A 19624-nucleotide genomic window follows, 5' to 3' on the forward strand; every position below is an offset into this window, starting at 1 on the left:
CCGCTTTAATCCAGCGCTGGCCGCACAAACGTCTCATGGGCGAACTCGCCGGCATGGCGCGCCACCCACTCTCGGGCCAGGGCTTCGAGTTGCTGCGGGGTCGGCTCGGCATCTTCGTGCTGGCGGCAGTAGCGCTCTATCCGGCATGCTTGCTCACCCATTCGCGCACCGAACAACGCATGTTCATCGGTAAACGAAATGCCCACGCGGTAGCCGTTTTCCACCTTGCGACACCACGCCACATACCCCGGATATCGGGCCGTGGCGCCCAGGGAGGGAATGTGCAGGTCAACGGCCGTGCCCTGGCGCCATGCGCGGGGCCAATTGCAGGCAACGCCGCCCAGGCCGATAGTGTGCAGGCGTTGGCGGGGGATGGCGGGAGAGGGGCGTTGGATTAACTCGACAGCGACATCATCAGGGTGAGGTAAAAAACGACCCATGTACACGGACTCCGAGCACCGTCCAGTTGACGGCGGTGGCAGCAGTATAGTGAAGGAACTGGAATTGACCGACCTGGATATTGACCAGCAATTGCTGGGATTGCCAGGTATTTCGCTGGTGGTGTTCACCAGCGTGGGGTGTTCCAGTTGCCGTTGGGCACGCCAGCAGTTGCCGGGCTGGCGTTTGCCGGTGGACCGCGTGTGCTGGGTGGATGCCGGGCACAATGGCGGTGCGGTCGAACGCTACCAGATCTTTCATTTGCCGGCGTTGTTCGTGGTGTGCGAGGGTCAGTTCCTCGGGCAAATACAGACACGTCTTACGCTTTCTGACCTGACCGAAACCATTGACCAAGCACTTAGCCGCACTCCGGAGGAACTGCCATGACAGTACAGTCGCCACGTATCGGCATTATCGGCACCGGCGCCATCGGTGGCTTCTATGGCGTGATGCTGGCACGCGCGGGCTTCGACGTGCACTTCCTGCTGCGCAGCGAATACGCGGCGGTCAGCGAGCACGGCCTGCGCGTCAATAGCAGTGTGCATGGCAACCTGCAACTGCGCCCGGTGCAGGCCTACGCCCATGCCGCGGACATGCCGCCGTGCGATTGGTTGCTGGTGGGCACCAAGTCCACCGGCAATGTCGAGCTGGCCCCGACCCTCGCCCAGGTCGCGGCGCCGGACGCCAAGGTGGTGTTGCTGCAAAACGGCCTGGATGTCGAAGACAGTCTGCGTGAACACCTGCCGCCATCCCTGCATCTACTGGGCGGGCTGTGCTACATCGGCGTACACCGCTCCGCGCCTGGCGTCGTCGAGCATCAGGCGTTGGGCCGGGTCAACCTGGGCTACCACAGCGGCATGGCCGCCAACGATGAGGCCCGCCAGAAGGCTATTGTCGAAGCCGGTGCCGCGTTGTTTCATAAGGCCGGCATCGAGTCCCAGGCCATGGCCAATGTGCATCAGGCCCGCTGGCACAAGCTGGTGTGGAACGTGCCCTACAACGGCCTCTCGGTGTTGCTGGGCACGGGTACCACGGCAATGATGGCGGACGAATCCAGCCGCGAGCTGATCCAGGCGCTGATGGCCGAAGTGGTGCAGGGCGCCCATGCCTGCGGCCATGAAATCCCCGCCAGTTACGCCGAGCAGATGTTCGCCATGACGGAAACCATGGACGATTACCTGCCCAGCATGTACCACGACCATATACATAAACGCCCGCTGGAACTGGCGGCGATCTATGGGCGACCGCTTGCTGCCGCCAAGGCCGCGGGTTGCGAATTGCCACGAATGCAGGCGCTGTACCAGGCCTTGAGCTTTATTGATCGGCATAACCGCTGATTCGGGGGACGTACCATGGCAAAGGGATTGGGCGACAAACTGGTGCTGGCGATTTCCTCGCGGGCGCTGTTCGACCTGAGCGACAGCCACAAGGTCTACCTGGCCCAAGGGGTGGAGGCCTACCGTAAATACCAGATCGAACACGAGGAAGAGATCCTCGAGCCCGGTGACGCCTTTCCGCTGGTCAAGAAGCTGCTGAGCCTCAATGCCAGCCTGGGCCGTGCTCGGGTCGAGGTGGTACTGGTATCGCGCAACAGTGCCGACACCGGCTTGCGCGTGTTCAATTCCATCCAGCATTACGGCCTGGATATTTCCCGCGCAGCCTTTGTCGGTGGGCGTAGTCCTTATCCCTATTTGGCGGCGTTTGGCTGTCACCTGTTTCTTTCCACCCATGCTGAAGATGTACGCAGTGCCCTCGATGCCGGCTTTGCCGCCGCGACGATTCTGTCGGGCGGTCCGCGCCGGGCGTCCAGCGAAGAGCTGCGGATTGCCTTTGACGGTGACGCGGTGCTGTTCTCCGATGAATCGGAGCGCGTGTACCAGGCCGGCGGGCTGGAGGCGTTCCAGGCCAGCGAGCGCGAGTCGGCACGCCAGCCTTTGCACGGTGGCCCCTTCAAGGGTTTCCTGGCGGCACTCAACTTGTTGCAGCGTGAGTTTCCAGACGAGGCCTGCCCGATCCGCACAGCCTTGGTCACCGCCCGTTCGGCGCCTTCCCACGAGCGGGTGATCCGGACCTTGCGTGAGTGGGACATCCGCCTGGATGAGTCACTGTTTCTCGGCGGCCTGGAAAAGTCCGCATTCCTGGAGGCGTTTGCCGCGGATGTGTTTTTCGATGACCAGGCCGGTCACTGCGAGAAAGCCAGGGAGGTGGTGGCCACCGGGCATGTGCCCCATGGCATCAGTAACGAGGTGAGGATTCAGGCCGAGACTTAGGGGCGCTGCTAAGCTCATTCAATCTCCTCCATCCTGGCCGTCCGGGAGGTTTTATGATTCGTTCGATGCTGTACGCCACGGACCTTGGTCTGTACGCGCCGTATGTGATGCAACATGCACTGGCGCTGGCGCGGACGTTCAAGGCTGACCTGGATGTGATTCATGTGGTCGAGCCCATCGGGTTGTTCGCCGAATCGGTGTTGCAGAGCTACCTTGATGAGAAGGCCTTGAGTGAATGGCAGAGCCAGGGGCTGAGCACTGTCATGGCGACCATCGAGCAGCGGGTGCTGGACAGTTTTCGCGAAGAGTTGGGGGACGGGGGGCAAGACCTGGAACTGATTCGCTCGGTACGGGTGATCCAGGGCGACCCGTGCGAAGTGATACTCGAGCAGTTGCGCAAACTGTCCGTAGACCTGTTGGTCGTCGGCAGCCACAGCCATGCCACGGCGGCCGCCACACCGCTTGGGCGTACCGCCGCACGGGTGCTGCAGTTGTCTAGCGTGCCGGTTTACCTGGTGCCTGCGTTACAGCGTCGACGCAGTGATGACGTGTGATGGGTAAAAAACGATAAAAAGTTCTAGATTTATCCGTCAAACCTTTAATATAGTTATATACCGTCGCTGATACCCGTGGCGTCTATCTGCTTTGAGGGACACATATGAAGCTTCAACAACTGCGCTACATCTGGGAAGTGGCGCACCACGACCTCAACGTTTCCGCTACCGCTCAAAGCCTTTACACCTCCCAACCCGGTATCAGCAAGCAGATCCGCCTGCTCGAAGACGAGCTGGGCGTCGAAGTGTTCGCGCGCAGCGGCAAGCACCTCACCCGTGTCACCCCGGCCGGTGAACGCATCATCACTACCGCCGGCGAGATCCTGCGCAAAGTCGAGAGCATCAAGCAGATCGCCCAGGAATTCTCCAACGAGAAGAAAGGCACCTTGTCGATTGCCACGACGCACACCCAGGCGCGTTACGCATTGCCGCCGGTGATCCGCGATTTCATCAAGCAATACCCGGACGTGGCGCTGCACATGCATCAAGGCTCGCCGATGCAGATCGCCGAGATGGCCGCCGATGGCACCGTCGACTTTGCCATCGCCACCGAAGCCCTGGAGCTGTTCGGTGACCTGGTGATGATGCCGTGCTACCGCTGGAACCGTTGCGTCGTCGTGCCCCAGGGCCACCCATTGGCCAAGTTGCCGAAGCTGACCCTGGAAGCCCTGGCCGAATACCCGATCGTCACCTACGTCTTCGGTTTCACCGGCCGCTCCAAGCTCGACGAAGCCTTCAGCCATCGTGGCCTCACGCCGAAAGTGGTGTTCACCGCCGCCGACGCCGACGTCATCAAGACCTATGTGCGCCTGGGCCTGGGCGTGGGCATCGTCGCCAAGATGGCCGTCGATACCAACCTCGATAAAGACCTGGTGGTGCTGGATGCCAGCGAGCTGTTTGAGTCCAGTGTGACCAAGATCGGCTTCCGCCGTGGCACCTTCCTGCGGGGCTTCATGTGCGACTTTATCGAGAAGTTCGCCCCGCACCTGACCCGCGAAGTCATGGCCAAGGCGATCCAGTGCCACAACAAGCAGGAACTGGAAGAGCTGTTCGACGGCGTGGAATTGCCCGTCCATTAAGGGGGTTATTTGGCCTCGGTAACCGTAAAGTGTTGCCGGGCGCCTGCCACCAGAATCTCCACCTCATCACCTTCGTATTTGCCCAGCAGGCTTTTGCCCAAGGGTGAACGCGGGGTGATGACGGTCACCGGTTGCCCGACCACGTCCACCTTCAAACCCGCCGCATCCGGTGCCAGGAACAGCCACTGCTGGCGGCCGTTCTCGTCTTCCAGGCCCAGCAATGTGCCGACTTCTATGCCACGTTGATCATCGTACGCACGCAGTGGCAGGTTCTGGCACAGCGCCAGCGCCTGCTTGATTTCCTCGACGCGCCTGGCTTGCCCGGCTGCCAGGTAAGACGCCTCCAGCCCGAGGGTGTCGTATTTGTTTTCGGCGATATTTTCTTCGTGGGTCGCGGTTTCGTAGGCGGTCTGCGCGGCGCGCTGGGCGATGTCGAGGTCGACCGTGAGTTTTTCCAGGATCAGCTGGTGAACGGCGTATTTATTCATGGTCATCAATCGCAGAATTGCAGGACATTGGCCCGGGTCTTTTCATTCGGTGCGTTCTGGTCCTGCTGCAGCCAGAACTGGCATTTTGGGTTGGACAGGTTGCGTGCGTTATTGCGGGCCTGGTCCAGGGCCTGCTGTTGTTCCTGCTTCTGCAGGTTCTGTTGGTACTGCTCGAACATACGGTTCGGCGGCTCCGGCGCAACCGCTGCAGGTTTGCCCAGTTGCTGAACGGCCTGGGCTACAGGCGCCAGGCTCTGCGGGAACAGATAGCGCGACGCCAGCCAACTGGTCAGCGCAATGGCGATAAATCCCAGCCACAGCCCCAGGGCAACGGCGAGCGTGAGCTTGGGCAGCGACATAGGCGCGCTAGAGGACATGATGAGCTCCTTGAAGGACAACGTAGGTACCGTCTTATCCACCCCCACGCAAATCCGGGGGTGTTGATGGCGATTGTCGCACAGCCACTGTGCAGAATAATCGCGATCAAGCCTTCTGCATTGGCGCATTTATGCGGACAATCGAGCCTTTGAGCGTTGGAGCGCGGAATGAAAGCCCGCTGGGATATTTTTTGCAGCGTCGTCGATAACTATGGCGACATCGGCGTGACCTGGCGCCTGGCCCGGCAATTGGTGGCGGAGCAGGGCTGCGAGGTGCGCTTGTGGGTCGACGACCTGCGCGCCTTCGAGCGTATGTGTCCGGAGATTGATGTGCGCCTGGACCAGCAATGGCAAGAGGGTGTCGATGTGCGCCATTGGCCGGCCGTGTGGTCGAGCGCCCCGGCAGCCGATGTGGTGATCGCCGCCTTCGCCTGCCAGTTGCCGCCTGACTACATGGAAGCCATGGCCGCGCGTGAACGCACGCCGTTGTGGATGAACCTGGATTACCTCAGTGCCGAAGACTGGGTAGTGGGGTGCCATCGGTTGCCGTCGGTGAAGTTCAAGGGTGTGCAGAAGTACTTCTTTTTTCCGGGTTTCCGACCCGGCACCGGGGGGCTGTTACGCGAGGCAGGGTTGCTGGAGCAGCGTCAGGCGTTTCAGCAGGATGCCGCTGCGCAGCGGCAATTCCTGCAAGCCTTGGGTGTGTTTCCGGCAGCTGGTGCGCGGCTGATCTCGTTGTTCGCCTACGAAAACGCCGGGCTGGCCAGTTGGCTGGATGCACTTTCGACCGACGGGCACACCACTCATCTCTTGGTGCCGGAAGGGCGCATCCTCGGTGATGTACAGCATTGGCTCGGTGTCGAAGGCCTGGCGGTGGGGGACGTCCATCAACGCAACGCCCTGACCGTGCAGGTGCTGCCGTTTGTGCGCCAGGAGCAATATGACCGCCTGCTGTGGTGTTGCGACTTCAACGCCGTGCGCGGCGAAGACTCGTTCGTGCGCGCCCAATGGGCCGGGCGGCCGCTGCTGTGGCACATCTATCGCCAGGACGAAGACATCCACCTGGACAAGCTCGACGCCTTCCTGGACCTGTACACCGCCGCGCTGTCACCGGCCGCAAAGGCTGCCCTGGTCGAGCTCTGGCAAGCCTGGAACACTGATGGCGATATGGCACAAGCGTGGAAAATGCTGCTGGCGCACTGGCCTGAGTTAAGCCAGCACGCGCAGACGTGGTGTCTGGAACAAGGCTTGCAGGCCGATCTTGCGACGGCGCTGGTACAGTTTTATGAAAGTTGGATATGATACGCGACCTTGATTTTTGTAATCCCATCCAAATTTCGGATATACGCAATGAAAACTGGTAAAGAACTGAAACCCGGTACAGTGATCCGTCTCGAAAACGACCCTTGGCTGGTTCAGAAAGCTGAGTTCACCAAGTCTGGTCGTAACAGCGCAATCATGAAGACCAAGCTGAAGAACCTGCTGACCGGTTACAAGACCGAGATCGTCTACAGCGCCGATGACAAACTGGACGACGTGATCCTCGACCGCAAGGAAGCGACCCTGTCCTTCATCAGCGGCGACACCTACACGTTCATGGACACTACCGACTACACCATGTACGAGCTGAACGCTGAAGATATCGAAGCTGTTCTGCCGTTCATCGAAGAAGGCATGGAAGACGTCTGCGAAGCTATTTTCTTCGAAGAGCGCCTGGTTTCCGTAGAGCTGCCGACCACTATCGTGCGTAAGGTTGCCTACACCGAAGGTTCCGCTCGCGGTGACACTTCGGGCAAAGTAATGAAGCCTGCCAAGCTGAGCAACGGTACCGAACTGCAAGTAGCCGATTTCATCGAAATCGACGACCTGATCGAGATCGACACCCGCGAAGGTGGTTCGTACAAAGGTCGCGCCAAGAAGTAATTCTGGCCCCGCCGATACGAAAAAAGCCCGACCTAGCGTCGGGCTTTTTCGTGGGCGCTGCTTTTTTACTTCAGGTGTTGCTTGAGCTCGTCGGATGCCTGCAGCAAGGCCGAACGCACCGCTGGTATCTGGCTGACCACATTGAGCAAGCCGTAGTCGTGGATCATGCCGTTGTAGCGCACGGCCGTCACTGGAACCCCGGCCTGGTCCAGCTTGCGCGCATAGGCTTCGCCTTCGTCACGCAACACGTCGGCACCGGCGGTCTGAATCAGCGCGGGCGGCAAGCCCTTGAGCTGATCCGCGGTCGCCCGCAGCGGCGAGGCGTAGATCTCGGCGCGCTGATTGGCGTCGATGGTGTAGTTGTCCCAGAACCACTTCATCATGTTCCTGGTGAGGAAGTGCCCTTCGGCGTACTGGTTGTAGGACGCCGTCTCGAAATTGGCATCGGTCACCGGCCATAACAGCAGTTGGAACTTGATCGCAGGTGTGCCCTTGTCCTTGGCCATCAGGCTGACGACGGCTGCCATATTGCCGCCGACACTATTACCCGCGACCGCCAGGCGTTTGCCGTCGACGTTGATGTCCTTGCCATGCTCGGCGACCCACTTGGTTGCGCCGTAGGCTTGGTTGATCGCCACCGGATAGCGGGCTTCCGGTGAAGGCGTGTAGTTGACGAAGACCGCCACGGCCCCCGAACCCACCACCAGATCGCGCACCAGGCGCTCGTGAGTCGGGTAGTCCCCCAGCACCCAGCCGCCGCCGTGGAAGAACATGAACACCGGCAATGTGCCCTTGACCCCGGCTGGCCGCACGATGGTCAGGTCCAGCGGCTGGCCATCGACCTGAATGGTCTTCTGGCTCACGTCCGCCTTGGGCAGGGTCAACTTCACACCGGCCTGGGCACCCGTCAGTACGGCACGGGCTTGCGTGGGTGTCAGTTGTTCCATCGGTTTGCCAGTGCCGGCGTTCAACACATCCAGGAAGGCCTGGGTACTGTGTTCAACGTCGCCATTGGCGGCAAACGCGTGAGTGACGGACAGGGCGAGCAGGCTGCCGGTCAGCACGTTGGCAAATGTGTTCATGTTCTTCTCCAGTGACAGCGGCAGTGGTTAGACGGTTACGTGCAGGCGCACATCGACGTTGCCACGGGTGGCGTTGGAGTACGGGCAGACTTGGTGCGCAGCGTCGACCAGGCTTTGCGCATCGTCCTCGGCCAGGCCTGGCAGGCTGACGTGCAGGTCGATATCCAGGCCGAAACCGCCAGGGATCTGGCCGATGCCGACGTGGGCAGTGATCGAGGCATCATCCGGGATTTTGCGTTTGGTCTGGCTGGCGACGAATTTCAGGGCGCCGATAAAGCAGGCCGAGTAACCGGCGGCAAACAGTTGTTCCGGGTTGGTGGCCTGGCCGCCGGCGCCGCCCAATTCCTTGGGGGTGGAGAGTTTGACGTCGAGGATATTGTCGCTGGAAACAGCGCGACCATCACGGCCGCCGGTGGCGGTGGCTACTGCGGTATAGAGCGTTTGCATGGTGTCGTCCTCTTGGTTTTTAGCGCTAAAGTTTTGCGCGCTAAGTAGTTGGTGAGGTAAATGTATAGCGCTAATGTTTAGTGCGCAAGATAAATGTATAAATATTTTTCAGTCGCTGCAAACCAATGTGGGAGGGGGCTCGCTCCCGATAGCGGTGTTTCAGTCAAAAGATTCGTCGACTGATAAACCGTCATCGGGAGCAAGCCTCCTCCCACAGGTTGAGTGTTTTGCCGTGTTCAGATCGCGTTCTGCAGGTTGCCCCGCAACGCAAGCAAGTCAGCCTGCAGCTTGCGCAATTGGTCCAGCTCCAAACCGCTGGCGCCGAGAATGCACTGTGGAATACCCATGGCCTTTTCCTGCAAGGCGCGCCCGGCGCCGGTCAGTTCCACCACCACCACGCGCTCATCTTCACGGCTGCGGGTGCGGCTGAGCAGGCCTTCGGCTTCCAGGCGCTTGAGCAGTGGTGTCAGGGAGCCCGGGTCGGTCAGCAGGCGGCTGCTGATTTCTCCGACGGTCAAACCATCTTCTTCCCACAGCACCATCATGGCCAGATACTGCGGGTAGGTCAGGCCGAGGGCTTGCAGCAGCGGTTTGTAGACCTTGGTCATCAGCAGCGACGTGGAGTGCAGGGCGAAACACAGTTGGTTGTCCAGCAACAGGGATTCGCACGGGGCGGGATTTTTGCTCATGGTGGTGCCTCAAAAAAGCGTGTCTGCCTGGAATCTAGCGGGCAAATCTTTAATGCGCCAGATAATTTTGTGCGGGTGGTCAGACCAGTCCGCTTTGCAGGGCCAGATCCCAAGGCGGCACGGGGCTGAATCGGGACTTGAGGTATTCCAGCAGCAACCGGCTGCGCGCATTGGGCTGCTGTTCCAGGCGCAGTGCATAGATCCCGGTGGTCTCCGGGTTGGGCAGGCCGTCTTGGCAAAACAGCGGCAGTAACTCGCCGCGCACCAGGTACTCACTGGCCAGCCAGGTGGGGAGGTGGGCGATCCCCAGCCCGGCGAGGGCGCCCGATAACAACGCTTCAGCGTTGTTGGCGCTCATGCGGATGCGCCGCGGGCGATGCGTTGCACGTCGCCCGTCCAACTCGAAGCGCCACGCGAACATCGGCGCCAGGCCGTCCCAGTCCAGGCCGTCATGCTCGCTCAATTCGCGAGGGTGGGCCGGGGTGCCACGGCTTTTCAGGTAGGCCGGACTGGCGCAGGCGATGCGCACGATACTGGCCAGGGGCGTGGCGATCAGCCGTGTATCGACGATATGCCCGGCGCGCAGCACCAGGTCGACCTTGCCCAGATGCGCGCCCTGCATATCGACAAAGCTGTCGATCAGATGCAGGTGCACATCCAGCCCCGGGTACACATTCAGAAAGTCGGCGATCACGGGTGCCAGATGCCGTCGACCAAACGCTGCCGGTGCGTCCACGCGGATCAAGCCTTCGGGGGCATGGCTCAAGGAGACCGCTTCCGCCCGCGCCAGTTGCAGCTCGCTGACAATCCGTCGTGCCCGCTCGGCGAAGGCCAGGCCCGCCGGGGTCGGCACCACCGCGTGAGTGCTGCGCTGGAACAGGCGGCTGCCCACGGAGCTTTCCAGGCTGTCGATGCGCCGCGCCACCGCCGAAGGGGTCAGCGGATGGCGACGGGCTGCGGCAGAAAAGCTGCCGGTTTCCAGTACATCGAGAAACAGGCTCAGTTGATCGGTCAGCGTGTTGGGATTCATCGATGCGCGCTTATGCGAGATTGGCACAGCCATTGTGCGTTGCTGTGCGTTTCCGCGCCAGGGTCGACTGCGTAGCATGCAGGGCCTGGGAATGTGGAGTAGCGAGCGGTGTTGGATTTAGCGGTTTACCTGGTATTGGGCGTGGCCCTCGGCACGGTCGGTGGCCTGTTTGGTATTGGCGGTGGGCTGATTGCGATCCCGGTCCTCGGCGTATGGTTCGGCCTGGACCAACAACTTGCCCAAGGCACGGCGCTGGTGATGGTGGTGCCCAACGTGATGCTCGCCCTGTGGCGTTACCACCAGCGCAATCGCATCGAACTGCGCCACGCCCTGCCGTTGGGCATCATGGGCTTCAGCTTTGCCTGGCTCGGCTCGATCTGGGCCGTGGGGCTGGACGCAGGCGCCATGCGCATCGGCTTTATCGTGTTCCTGCTGACGCTTTCGGCTTACAACCTGCTGGGCATGTTCACGCGAAATGCACCGCCGACGGCACACATGCGTTATGCCTGGCCCTGGCTTGGCGTGTTGGGCGCGGCGTCCGGTTCCATGGGCGGTTTGTTTGGGGTGGGCGGCGCGGTGGTGGCCACGCCGGTACTGACCAGTGTGTTCGGCACCACCCAGGTGGTCGCCCAGGGCTTGTCCCTGGCCTTGGCCCTGCCCAGTACCGGGGTGACCCTGGTCACCTATGCCTGGCACCACGAAGTGGACTGGCTGATCGGCATCCCCCTGGCCGTCGGTGGCCTGCTCAGTATCAGTTGGGGCGTGAAAGTCGCCCACGCCCTGCCGGAAAGGCTGTTGCGCGGCCTGTTCTGCGGCTTCCTGGTGCTGTGTGCGGTAATGCTGACCTTTAAAGTCTGAAGCCTTCGAGAATGTACTCGGCCAGGCAATCGGTGATCGGTGAGGCCATCAGGGGGTTACGCAGCAAACGCAGGTTCATTGACGGCAAGGGCGGTAACCCTTCCTCGCTGCCGAGTATGCGCAGGTCTGCAGTCACCAGGCTTTCCATGCTGACCATGGCCGCCAAGCCCGCGCTGACGACTGCCTGGATCGCCGCCCCATTGGTGCTGTGATAGGCAAGGCGATAACTGCGCTCGACCGAATCCAGTGCCCCAAGGGCCCACTGGGTATAAAGGCAGTCAGCACCGGAAATCGCCAGGGGCAGGGCGTCGTGCTCGTCTACGCAAAAGCACGGTGCTGCGGCCCATACCATGCGTTCGGAACGCAACAGCTCCCCGACATCATTCCCGGGCTCTCGGCTGATCACGGTCAGGGCCAGGTCCCGGCGCTGCATCAGCACGGTGGACGCCTCGCAGTGCATCTCAATCTGGATCAGCGGGTATGCCTTGGAAAACCGCTGGAGAATCCCCGGCAGGAAGCGCATCACGTAGTCATCCGGTGTACCGATGCGTACCAGCCCCACCATATGCGGCTCGCGCAGGGTGTTGAAGACTTCGCTGTGCAATTTCAAGATACGCCGCGCATAGCCCAGCAGCACTTGGCCCTCGGGGGTAAGCCGCACTTGCCGTCCATCGCGCTCGAACAGTTTGCGCTGCAGCACGTCTTCTTCCAGGCGCTTCATCTGCATGCTCACCGCCGATTGGGTGCGGTTGACCCGTTCACCGGCGCGGGTGAAACCGCCCTGGTCGGCGATGGCGACGAAAGTGCGCAGTACCTCAGTGTCGATGCTCGGGTAGCCGGACAATTGATCAATCTCCGAGATGTATTGCATAAGAAACATTCGTTGGATTGATCTTAAGGCCAGGCACACACTCGCGTCATCCCCATTGGAGGGCGAGAAGATGAAAGGTCAAAGAGGCTTTGTGTTGATGGCAAAACGTCCGTTTTCCGGGCTGTTTCACAGGATTGCCCGTTGGCAGGCGCTGCATGGGGAGCGTCAGGTCCTGGCCAGCTTGAGCGATGATGCGCTCAAGGACATCGGGCTCAATCGCGGCGACGTTGAGCAGGATCGCCATCTGCATTTCTGGCAAGACCCGCTGCGAAAATGACCCCGGATGCAGTAGGGTGGTTGGCGAGCCCACATGGAGAACCTCATGGCCGCCGACCTGTCTTTTTCCCTCAAGCAAGCTCGGCGCATGGCGCTGGCGGCCCAGGGATTTTCCGGGCGCCAGGCGCCCGTACTGATAAAAGCTGCGCACATCAACCGCGTGATCGAGCGCTTGGGCGTGTTGCAGATTGACTCGGTCAATGCGCTGGTGCGCTCTCATTACTTGCCGCTGTTTTCCCGCCTGGGCGGTTACTCGCCGTTGATGCTTGAACAGGCGGCCTGGAGCCAGGGCCGGCGGCGTTCGCTGTTTGAGTACTGGGGGCACGAGGCCTCGTTGCTGCCGATGGCGCTATATCCCTTGATGCGTTGGCGTATGGAGCGAGCGCAGCAGGGGCTGGGCATCTATTCGCAGATGGCGCGCTTCGGTCGTGAGCAACAGGCCACGATCCAGCGCGTTTTGCAGACTGTCGAACAGCAGGGCGCGCTGGGCGCGGGCAGTTTGTCGACCCGCGAAGAGCGAGCCGGACCCTGGTGGGACTGGAGCGATGAAAAGCACGCGCTTGAGTGGCTGTTCGCCGCCGGCCTGGTTACCGTTGCCGGCAGGCGTGGCTTCGAGCGGCTCTATGACTTGCCCGAGCGCGTCATCCCTGGCGATATCCTCCAGCAGGCGCCGTTGACCGAGGCCGAGGCCCAGCGTGGCCTGTTGCTGCACAGCGCCACCGCCTTGGGTGTAGGCACCGAAAAAGACCTGCGCGACTACTTCCGTCTTGACCCCGCCGACAGTCGCAGTCGCCTGGCGGAATTGGTCGAGGACGGGCAATTGCAGGTGTGCCAGGTGCAAGGCTGGAAGCAGGCAGCCTACTGCCTGCCCGAGCCCAAAATGCCACGCAAGGTGTCGGCCAGCGCACTGCTGTCGCCCTTCGACTCGCTGGTCTGGGAGCGCAGCCGCACCGAGCGCCTGTTCGATTTCCGCTACCGCCTGGAGATCTACACCCCGCAACACAAGCGGGTGTACGGCTACTACGTGCTGCCGTTTTTGCACAACGAGCGGATCGCTGCACGTATCGACCTGCGGGCCGAACGCGCCAACGGGCGCCTGGCCGTGCATGGGGTGCACGAAGAGGAGTCGGGGCTGGATGATGAGGGGATGCAGGCGCTGGCCCTGAACCTGCGGCAAATGGCCGACTGGCTGGGGCTGGAACATATCCAGCTCAATTGCCAGCGGCCGAGTGCCGACCGGTTGCGGGCTGCGATGATCAGCGTTTGACCTGCTTCAATGTCTCGGCAATCAGGAATGCCAACTCCAGCGACTGATCAGCGTTCATCCGCGGGTCGCAATGGGTGTGATAGCGGTCCGACAAGCCATCTTCGGTGATCGGCCGTGCGCCGCCGATGCACTCGGTGACGTTCTGCCCGGTCATTTCGATATGAATCCCGCCGGCATAGGTGCCCTCGGCCTGGTGCACCTGGAAGAACTCCTTGACCTCGCCGAGGATCTGCGCAAAGTCGCGGGTCTTGTAGCCGCTGCTGGCCTTGATGGTGTTGCCGTGCATCGGGTCGGAGCTCCACAGCACCTGCTTGCCTTCGCGCTGCACCGCGCGAATCAGCTTGGGCAGGTGGTCGCCGACTTTGCCTGCACCCATGCGCGCGATCAGGTTGAGGCGGCCGGGGTCGTTGTCGGGGTTGAGGAGGTCGATCAGGCGGATCAGGTCGTCCGGGTTCATGCTCGGGCCGACCTTCACGCCGATCGGGTTGTTCACCCCGCGCAGGAATTCGACATGGGCGCCATCCAACTGACGGGTGCGGTCGCCGATCCACAGCATGTGCGCCGAGCAGTCGTAGTAGTCGTTGGTCAGGCTGTCGCGGCGCACGAAGGCTTGTTCGTAGTTGAGCAGCAGCGCTTCATGGGCGGTGAAGAAGCTGGTTTCGCGCAACTGCGGCGAGCTGTCCATGCCGCAGGCGCGCATGAAGGCCAGGGTTTCGTCGATGCGGTCGGCCAACTGGCTGTATTTTTCCGCCAGGGCGGAGTTGGCGATAAAGTCCAGGTTCCACTTGTGCACCTGGTGCAGGTCGGCAAAACCGCCCTGGGCAAAGGCGCGCAGCAGGTTGAGGGTGGCGGTGGACTGGTGGTAGGACTGCAGCAGGCGGTCCGGGTCCGGCACGCGGCTTTTTTCGTCGAAACCAATGCCGTTGACGATGTCGCCACGGTAGGCGGGGAGGGTGATGCCGTCGAGGGTCTCATCGTTGGCCGAGCGCGGCTTGGCGAACTGGCCGGCCATGCGCCCGACTTTCACCACCGGGCAGCCGGCGGCGAAGGTCATCACGATGGCCATCTGCAGCAGCACCTTGAAGGTGTCGCGGATTTTTGCGGCGGAGAACTCGGCAAAGCTCTCGGCGCAGTCGCCACCTTGCAGCAGGAACGCGCGACCCTGGGTCACCTCGGCAAACTGACGGCGCAACTCGCGGGCTTCCCCGGCAAACACCAGCGGCGGATAGCTGGCCAGGCTCTGCTCCACTTGCAACAAGTGCGCAGCGTCCGGGTACTGGGGTTGTTGCTGGATTGGCAGGGCGCGCCAGCTGTCGGGACTCCAGGGTTGGCTCATCATGAACTCGATTGGGTGGTTGACGGTCGGGCGCCAATGTTATCAGCAATTAGTGCGTGACCTGTTGCCGCCGGTTGGCCGACAATCGCGCCTTTGCCGTGGGGTAGACCCTTTAGGAGTAGTGATGAGCGAGGAGCGTGTCGAGCGCCTGCTGGCCGAAGTCCATGATGATTTCGGCATGATTCGTGTACTCGAGGTGGCCGATTACCGGTTTCTCGAGTTTGGCGACGCCATCGAGCAAAGCTGCGTGTTCACCGCTGACCCGAGCTGGCTGGAATACGACTACACCCGCGCGATGCTGATCGGCGCGTTGTGCCATGAGCAGCCGGAGAGCGCACTGTTCCTCGGCCTGGGAGCTGGCACCTTGACCCAGGCGTGCCTCAAGTTCCTGCCGCTGGAGGATGTCGAAGCCATCGAGCTGCGCCCCGATGTGCCGCGCCTGGCCATCGAATACCTGGGGCTGGATGATGATCCGCGCCTGTATATCCGCATCGGCGACGCCTTGGAATTGTTGGAGAGCGCTGAATCGGCGGACCTGATTTTCGTCGACCTCTACACGGATGTCGGTCCCGGCGTCGGACACCTGGCCTGGACCTTCCTGGAAAACTGCCAGAAGAAACTCAACCCCGGCGGTTGGCTGGTGATCAACCAGTGGGCGACCGATGATGGCAAACCTTTGGGCGCGGCGTTGCTGCGTGGTTTGTACCACCGGCATTATTGGGAACTGCCGGTGAAGGAGGGCAATGTGATCCTGTTGGTGCCTTCGGAGCTGGACCAGGCGCTGGATCTGGATGCGCTTTCTACTCGGGCTGAGTTGTTGGCGCCGCGTCTGGGTTATTCGTTGCAGCCGTTGATCAAGGCGATTCGTCCGGCTACATAAGCTAGATGCCCTTGAACACCCCCGGCCGCTTCTCGACCATCGCCCGCACGCCTTCCTTGGCATCCTCGCTGTTCAGCAATTTATCCACCATCGGCGGCAGCGCGGCGGCGGCAACGGTTTCGCCTTCCATGTGTGCCAGGCGGGCCGACATCAAGGTGGCCTGGACGCCAAGCGGGGCCTGGCGCGCGATGCGGCTGGCGAGTTCGATGGCGCGGGGCAGCAGGTCTTCACTGGCCATGACTTCCTGCACCAGGCCCAGGCGCAGGGCTTCATGGGCGTCGAATTCATCGCCGGTGAGCAGCCAGCGCATGGCGTTGCCCCAGCCGGCGATCTGATGAAAGCGCAATGTCGCGCCTCCAAACGGAAAAATCCCACGTTGCACTTCCATCTGCGCAAAGCGGGTATTGCTCGCGCACAGGTTGATATCCGCCGCGAGCATCAACTCGATACCGATGGTCAGGCAATAGCCCTGGGCCGCGACGATCACCGGTTTGCTGACCCTGGGGCCGGCGAAAACGCCCCAGGGATCGCAACCGCCCAGGGGCGGTTGCCAGCCTCCAGCCATCACAGCGCTGACATTGGCCAGGTCCAGGCCCGCGGTGAAGTGGTCGCCGTGGGCAAATACTACGGCCACCCGTGCTTCGTCATTTCGATCAAATTCGCCATAAGCCAGGCTCAGTTCATTGAGCAAGTCCAGGTCAAAGGCGTTGCGCTTGGCGACCCGATCCAGGCCCAACAGCAGGACATGGCCCTGGAGTTCACGGCTGACGCGGCTGCTGCTGGCTTGATTCATCGGGTGTTCCCTCGGGCGCAATGAAGGGTTTCAGACCAAAGGGTCTCGATGCAAGGTGAACCGTTTAAGCGTTATGACCAGCAGGGCCGGGCCTTTGAAAAATAGACCCTGCCGCGCTTATCTGCAAAGACTGTGATGCAGCGCGGTTTATCGGCGCCTGGCGATAAAAAAAGCTCCCTTTTTCAGGTATTTCCGGTATAGTGCGCGCCGGCCTTTAACCGGGCCGCGTTTAGGTAGCGCAATTCCCCGAAGTCAGCTTCGGCTGCACGTCCGCACAGCGGACTCTCCCTTGACGAATCTTTTTCATTCATTCGTTTTCGCAAATCCCCGCCGACAAAGCAGCCAGGGCGACTCTTGAGTCTCAACACGGCATGCGCAGCTTTGGAGCATGGGTCTTTGCGGATGCACTTAGAGGCAGACCCATGACCCAGGAAACCGGCGGCTTCGCCGCTTTTAATCTTAACCCGAACATTCTCGCTGCCGTCATCGCGACCGGCTACGAAGAACCTTCGGCGATTCAGCAGCAATCGATCCCGATCATCATGGCCGGCCAGGACATGATTGGCCAGGCGCAAACCGGTACCGGTAAAACCGCCGCGTTCGCCCTGCCTATCCTACACTGCATCGATCCTGCCAAGCGCGAACCGCAAGCCCTGATCCTGGCGCCAACGCGTGAGTTGGCGCTGCAAGTAGCAACCGCTTTCGAAACCTACGCCAAGCAAATGCCAGGCGTTACCGTTGTTGCCGTCTATGGCGGCGCGCCGATGGGCCCGCAACTGAAAGCCATCCGTAATGGCGCTCAGATTGTTGTTGCCACCCCGGGCCGTCTGTGCGACCACCTGCGTCGCGACGAGAAAGTCCTGTCGACCGTGAACCACCTGGTTCTGGACGAAGCTGACGAAATGTTGAAGCTGGGCTTCATGGATGACCTGGAAGTCATCTTCAAGGCACTGCCTCCGACCCGTCAGACCGTCCTGTTCTCGGCTACCCTGCCACAGTCGATCCGTGCCATTGCCGAACGCCATCTGCGCGATCCGCAACACGTGAAGATCCAGACCAAGACTCAGACCGTTACCGCGATCGAACAGGCTCACCTGTTGGTTCACGCTGACCAGAAGACCTCGGCTGTATTGAGCCTGCTGGAAGTCGAAGACTTCGACGCCCTGATCATGTTCGTGCGTACCAAGCAAGCGACCCTGGACCTGGCCAGTGCCCTGGAAGCCAAAGGCTACAAAGCCGCTGCGCTGAACGGTGACATCGCCCAGAACCAACGTGAGCGCGTGATCGACTCCCTCAAGGATGGCCGCCTGGACATCGTTGTGGCGACCGACGTAGCGGCTCGTGGTCTCGACGTGCCGCGTATCACCCACGTGTTCAACGTTGACATGCCTTACGATCCGGAATCCTACGTTCACCGTATCGGCCGTACCGGCCGTGCCGGTCGCGAAGGTCGTGCACTGCTGCTGGTGACGCCACGTGAGCGCCGCATGCTGCAAGTGATCGAGCGTGTAACCGGTCAGAAAGTCGCCGAAGTCCGCCTGCCGGATGCCCAGGCTGTTCTCGATGCCCGCATCAAGAAACTGACCAACAGCCTGTCGCCGCTGGTGGCTGACGCTGAATCGACCCACGGCGACCTGCTGGACCGCCTGACCGCCGATATCGGTTGCACCCCGCGTGCCCTGGCTGCAGCCCTGCTGCGCAAGGCTACCAACGGTCAGGCCCTGACCCTGGCGGCCATCGAGAAAGAGCGCCCACTGGTGCCGAACAACGCGCCACGCGGTGATCGTCCAGAGCGTACCGGCGACCGTCCGGACCGTGGTGATCGTGAGCGTCGCGCTCCGGTTCCATTGGCTGAAGGCCGTGCTCGTTGCCGTACCGCGCTGGGCGCACGTGATGGTATCGCTGCCAAGAACCTGCTGGGCGCTATCCTCAACGAGGGTGGCCTGGCACGTGAAGCCATCGGTCGCATCCAGGTCCGTGACAGCTTCTCCCTGGTGGAGCTGCCGGAAGACGGTCTGGAAAAACTGCTGACCAAGCTGAAAGACACCCGCGTTGCCGGCAAGCAATTGAAGCTGCGTCGCTACCGCGAAGATTGATCCGCCCTTGGGCTGATTGATCGCACATAAAAAATCCCCGACTGGTTCGGGGATTTTTTTTGTCCGCTGTTAACCGAAGCGGTAGATGTCCATACCCAGCGCGCCCATGGTGAACCCCTGGTGTGCAACGCTGAAGTCACCCCCTGCGCCGCGCGCAAAGTACAGCGGCAACAAATGTTCATCGCTGGGATGATTGCGCACGGCGTGGGGCGCCTGGCGACGGTAATCATGCAAGGCCGCCTCGTCGTTGGCGGCGAGTGTCTCCACCATCCAGTCACGGAAGTCGCGTGCCCAAGGCTCGATACTCTCAGGTCCGGCCTGCCAGTTCAGCTCGCCCAGGTTATGGGTGATGCTGCCGGAGCCGATCAACAGTACGCCCTGTTCGCGCAAGCTGGCCAAGGCATGCCCGACGCGGGTTTGCAGGGCAGGGCCCATGTGACTTGGCAAGGAGACTTGCACCACTGGAATATCCGCTGCCGGGTACATCAGCGAGAGCGGCACCCAGGTGCCATGGTCAAAAGGGCGGCGCTCATCGATCCGCGCATTCAAGCCGTCGGCATGAAGCAGTTCGACAATTTCGTTGGCCAATTGCAAGTCGCCCGGTGCCGGGTACTGCACGGCGAACAGCTCCCGGGGGAAACCGCCGAAGTCGTGCCAGGTCTCGGGCGCAGCACTGCCGCTGACCAGCAGTTCCTGACTTTCCCAATGTGCCGACACCACCACAATTGCCTTCGGCCGCGGCAGTTCAGCGGCCAGGCGCTGCAGGGCGGGGCCGCTGGCGCCGGGTTGCAGGGCAAGCATGGGCGATCCGTGGGAGATAAACAGGCTGGGCAACATAAGGAAGGTCCTGAGGTTTAACATGGGCCCATC

Annotated in this window: 23 protein-coding genes; 12 read left to right on the forward strand and 11 right to left on the reverse strand. The window is 61.5% G+C overall.

The genetic code is table 11. The features are described from left to right. Window positions 1–5 precede the first annotated feature (5 nt). Window positions 6–440: a PilZ domain-containing protein gene (locus BFP99_RS10720; protein ID WP_065924429.1), complete on the reverse strand. Its 435-nt coding sequence runs from the start codon at window positions 438–440 to the stop codon at window positions 6–8. Between BFP99_RS10720 and BFP99_RS10725 the strand changes: the two genes are divergently transcribed. From BFP99_RS10725 to cysB, 5 genes are all read left to right on the forward strand, one after another. After that, window positions 439–825 (forward strand): thioredoxin family protein, encoded by a 387-nt coding sequence (locus BFP99_RS10725; protein ID WP_027606979.1) that lies wholly within the window; start codon window positions 439–441, stop codon window positions 823–825. The two genes, BFP99_RS10720 and BFP99_RS10725, sit on opposite strands and share 2 nt — an antisense overlap. After that, complete coding sequence (locus BFP99_RS10730; RefSeq protein WP_065947245.1) at window positions 822–1775, forward strand: putative 2-dehydropantoate 2-reductase; 954 nt, start codon at window positions 822–824, stop codon at window positions 1773–1775. Before BFP99_RS10725 ends, BFP99_RS10730 begins: the two co-directional genes overlap by 4 nt. Window positions 1776–1790: 15 nt before the next feature. Continuing rightward, window positions 1791–2708: a 5'-nucleotidase gene (locus BFP99_RS10735; RefSeq protein WP_027606981.1), complete on the forward strand. Its 918-nt coding sequence runs from the start codon at window positions 1791–1793 to the stop codon at window positions 2706–2708. Between the two features lie 53 nt (window positions 2709–2761). Beyond that, entirely contained in the window at window positions 2762–3262 is a 501-nt protein-coding gene (locus tag BFP99_RS10740) for a universal stress protein (RefSeq protein ID WP_065924431.1), read from the forward strand. A 104-nt stretch (window positions 3263–3366) separates the two neighbouring features. Beyond that, complete coding sequence (gene cysB, locus BFP99_RS10745; protein WP_003189876.1) at window positions 3367–4341, forward strand: HTH-type transcriptional regulator CysB; 975 nt, start codon at window positions 3367–3369, stop codon at window positions 4339–4341. 5 nt (window positions 4342–4346) lie between these two features. Here cysB and BFP99_RS10750 read toward each other — a convergent pair whose 3' ends face one another. Next, window positions 4347–4829: a GreA/GreB family elongation factor gene (locus tag BFP99_RS10750; RefSeq protein WP_065947295.1), complete on the reverse strand. Its 483-nt coding sequence runs from the start codon at window positions 4827–4829 to the stop codon at window positions 4347–4349. Window positions 4830–4834: 5 nt separating this feature from the next. Then, window positions 4835–5206, reverse strand: coding sequence for a hypothetical protein (locus BFP99_RS10755; RefSeq protein ID WP_065947246.1), 372 nt, complete (start codon window positions 5204–5206; stop codon window positions 4835–4837). A gap of 168 nt (window positions 5207–5374) precedes the next feature. Between BFP99_RS10755 and earP the strand changes: the two genes are divergently transcribed. Continuing rightward, window positions 5375–6508 carry an elongation factor P maturation arginine rhamnosyltransferase EarP gene (gene earP / locus BFP99_RS10760; RefSeq protein WP_065924433.1) on the forward strand — a complete coding sequence of 378 codons (1134 nt, stop codon included), beginning with the start codon at window positions 5375–5377 and terminating at the stop codon, window positions 6506–6508. A gap of 48 nt (window positions 6509–6556) precedes the next feature. Further along, window positions 6557–7129, forward strand: a complete 573-nt coding sequence (locus BFP99_RS10765) for an elongation factor P (protein ID WP_003172723.1) — start codon at window positions 6557–6559, stop codon at window positions 7127–7129. Between the two features lie 65 nt (window positions 7130–7194). Here BFP99_RS10765 and BFP99_RS10770 read toward each other — a convergent pair whose 3' ends face one another. The 4 genes from BFP99_RS10770 to BFP99_RS10785 form a co-directional block, all read right to left on the reverse strand. Then, window positions 7195–8211, reverse strand: coding sequence for an alpha/beta hydrolase (locus tag BFP99_RS10770; RefSeq protein ID WP_065947247.1), 1017 nt, complete (start codon window positions 8209–8211; stop codon window positions 7195–7197). A gap of 27 nt (window positions 8212–8238) precedes the next feature. Next, window positions 8239–8658, reverse strand: a complete 420-nt coding sequence (locus BFP99_RS10775; protein WP_027606987.1) for an organic hydroperoxide resistance protein — start codon at window positions 8656–8658, stop codon at window positions 8239–8241. 236 nt (window positions 8659–8894) lie between these two features. After that, window positions 8895–9347 carry a MarR family winged helix-turn-helix transcriptional regulator gene (locus BFP99_RS10780; RefSeq protein ID WP_027606988.1) on the reverse strand — a complete coding sequence of 151 codons (453 nt, stop codon included), beginning with the start codon at window positions 9345–9347 and terminating at the stop codon, window positions 8895–8897. 79 nt (window positions 9348–9426) lie between these two features. Next, a complete protein-coding gene (locus BFP99_RS10785) occupies window positions 9427–10377 on the reverse strand; it encodes a LysR family transcriptional regulator (RefSeq protein WP_065924436.1) in 951 nt (316 codons plus the stop codon). Window positions 10378–10485: 108 nt separating this feature from the next. Here BFP99_RS10785 and BFP99_RS10790 point away from each other — a divergent pair, with 108 nt between their 5' ends. Continuing rightward, window positions 10486–11235: a sulfite exporter TauE/SafE family protein gene (locus BFP99_RS10790; RefSeq protein WP_065947248.1), complete on the forward strand. Its 750-nt coding sequence runs from the start codon at window positions 10486–10488 to the stop codon at window positions 11233–11235. Here BFP99_RS10790 and BFP99_RS10795 read toward each other — a convergent pair. Continuing rightward, on the reverse strand, window positions 11225–12106 hold the full coding sequence (locus tag BFP99_RS10795; protein ID WP_065924438.1) for a LysR family transcriptional regulator: 882 nt from the start codon (window positions 12104–12106) through the stop codon (window positions 11225–11227). The two genes, BFP99_RS10790 and BFP99_RS10795, sit on opposite strands and share 11 nt — an antisense overlap. A 70-nt stretch (window positions 12107–12176) precedes the next feature. Here BFP99_RS10795 and BFP99_RS10800 point away from each other — a divergent pair, with 70 nt between their 5' ends. Together BFP99_RS10800 and BFP99_RS10805 are read left to right on the forward strand one after the other, a co-directional pair. After that, window positions 12177–12383 carry a DUF1127 domain-containing protein gene (locus BFP99_RS10800; protein ID WP_065924439.1) on the forward strand — a complete coding sequence of 69 codons (207 nt, stop codon included), beginning with the start codon at window positions 12177–12179 and terminating at the stop codon, window positions 12381–12383. 45 nt (window positions 12384–12428) lie between these two features. Beyond that, window positions 12429–13649 (forward strand): winged helix-turn-helix domain-containing protein, encoded by a 1221-nt coding sequence (locus tag BFP99_RS10805; RefSeq protein WP_065924440.1) that lies wholly within the window; start codon window positions 12429–12431, stop codon window positions 13647–13649. Here BFP99_RS10805 and BFP99_RS10810 read toward each other — a convergent pair. Beyond that, window positions 13639–14985, reverse strand: coding sequence for a class II 3-deoxy-7-phosphoheptulonate synthase (locus BFP99_RS10810; RefSeq protein WP_065947249.1), 1347 nt, complete (start codon window positions 14983–14985; stop codon window positions 13639–13641). The genes BFP99_RS10805 and BFP99_RS10810 overlap by 11 nt on opposite strands. A 124-nt stretch (window positions 14986–15109) precedes the next feature. On the opposite strand from BFP99_RS10810, the gene BFP99_RS10815 reads away from it, so the two are divergent. After that, window positions 15110–15865: a spermidine synthase gene (locus BFP99_RS10815; RefSeq protein ID WP_065939972.1), complete on the forward strand. Its 756-nt coding sequence runs from the start codon at window positions 15110–15112 to the stop codon at window positions 15863–15865. Between the two features lies 1 nt (window position 15866). Here BFP99_RS10815 and BFP99_RS10820 read toward each other — a convergent pair whose 3' ends face one another. After that, window positions 15867–16658, reverse strand: coding sequence for a crotonase/enoyl-CoA hydratase family protein (locus BFP99_RS10820; protein ID WP_065924442.1), 792 nt, complete (start codon window positions 16656–16658; stop codon window positions 15867–15869). A 422-nt stretch (window positions 16659–17080) separates the two neighbouring features. Between BFP99_RS10820 and BFP99_RS10825 the strand changes: the two genes are divergently transcribed. Then, a complete protein-coding gene (locus tag BFP99_RS10825; RefSeq protein WP_027606997.1) occupies window positions 17081–18754 on the forward strand; it encodes a DEAD/DEAH box helicase in 1674 nt (557 codons plus the stop codon). 69 nt (window positions 18755–18823) lie between these two features. Here the strand turns inward: BFP99_RS10825 and BFP99_RS10830 are convergent, their stop codons facing one another. Beyond that, window positions 18824–19591: a DODA-type extradiol aromatic ring-opening family dioxygenase gene (locus tag BFP99_RS10830; protein ID WP_065924443.1), complete on the reverse strand. Its 768-nt coding sequence runs from the start codon at window positions 19589–19591 to the stop codon at window positions 18824–18826. Between the last annotated feature and the right edge of the window lie 33 nt (window positions 19592–19624).

Origin of the sequence: Pseudomonas sp. 1 R 17 (assembly GCF_900067035.1) — a bacterium.
In the GTDB taxonomy this organism is placed as follows: domain Bacteria; phylum Pseudomonadota; class Gammaproteobacteria; order Pseudomonadales; family Pseudomonadaceae; genus Aquipseudomonas; species Aquipseudomonas marginalis.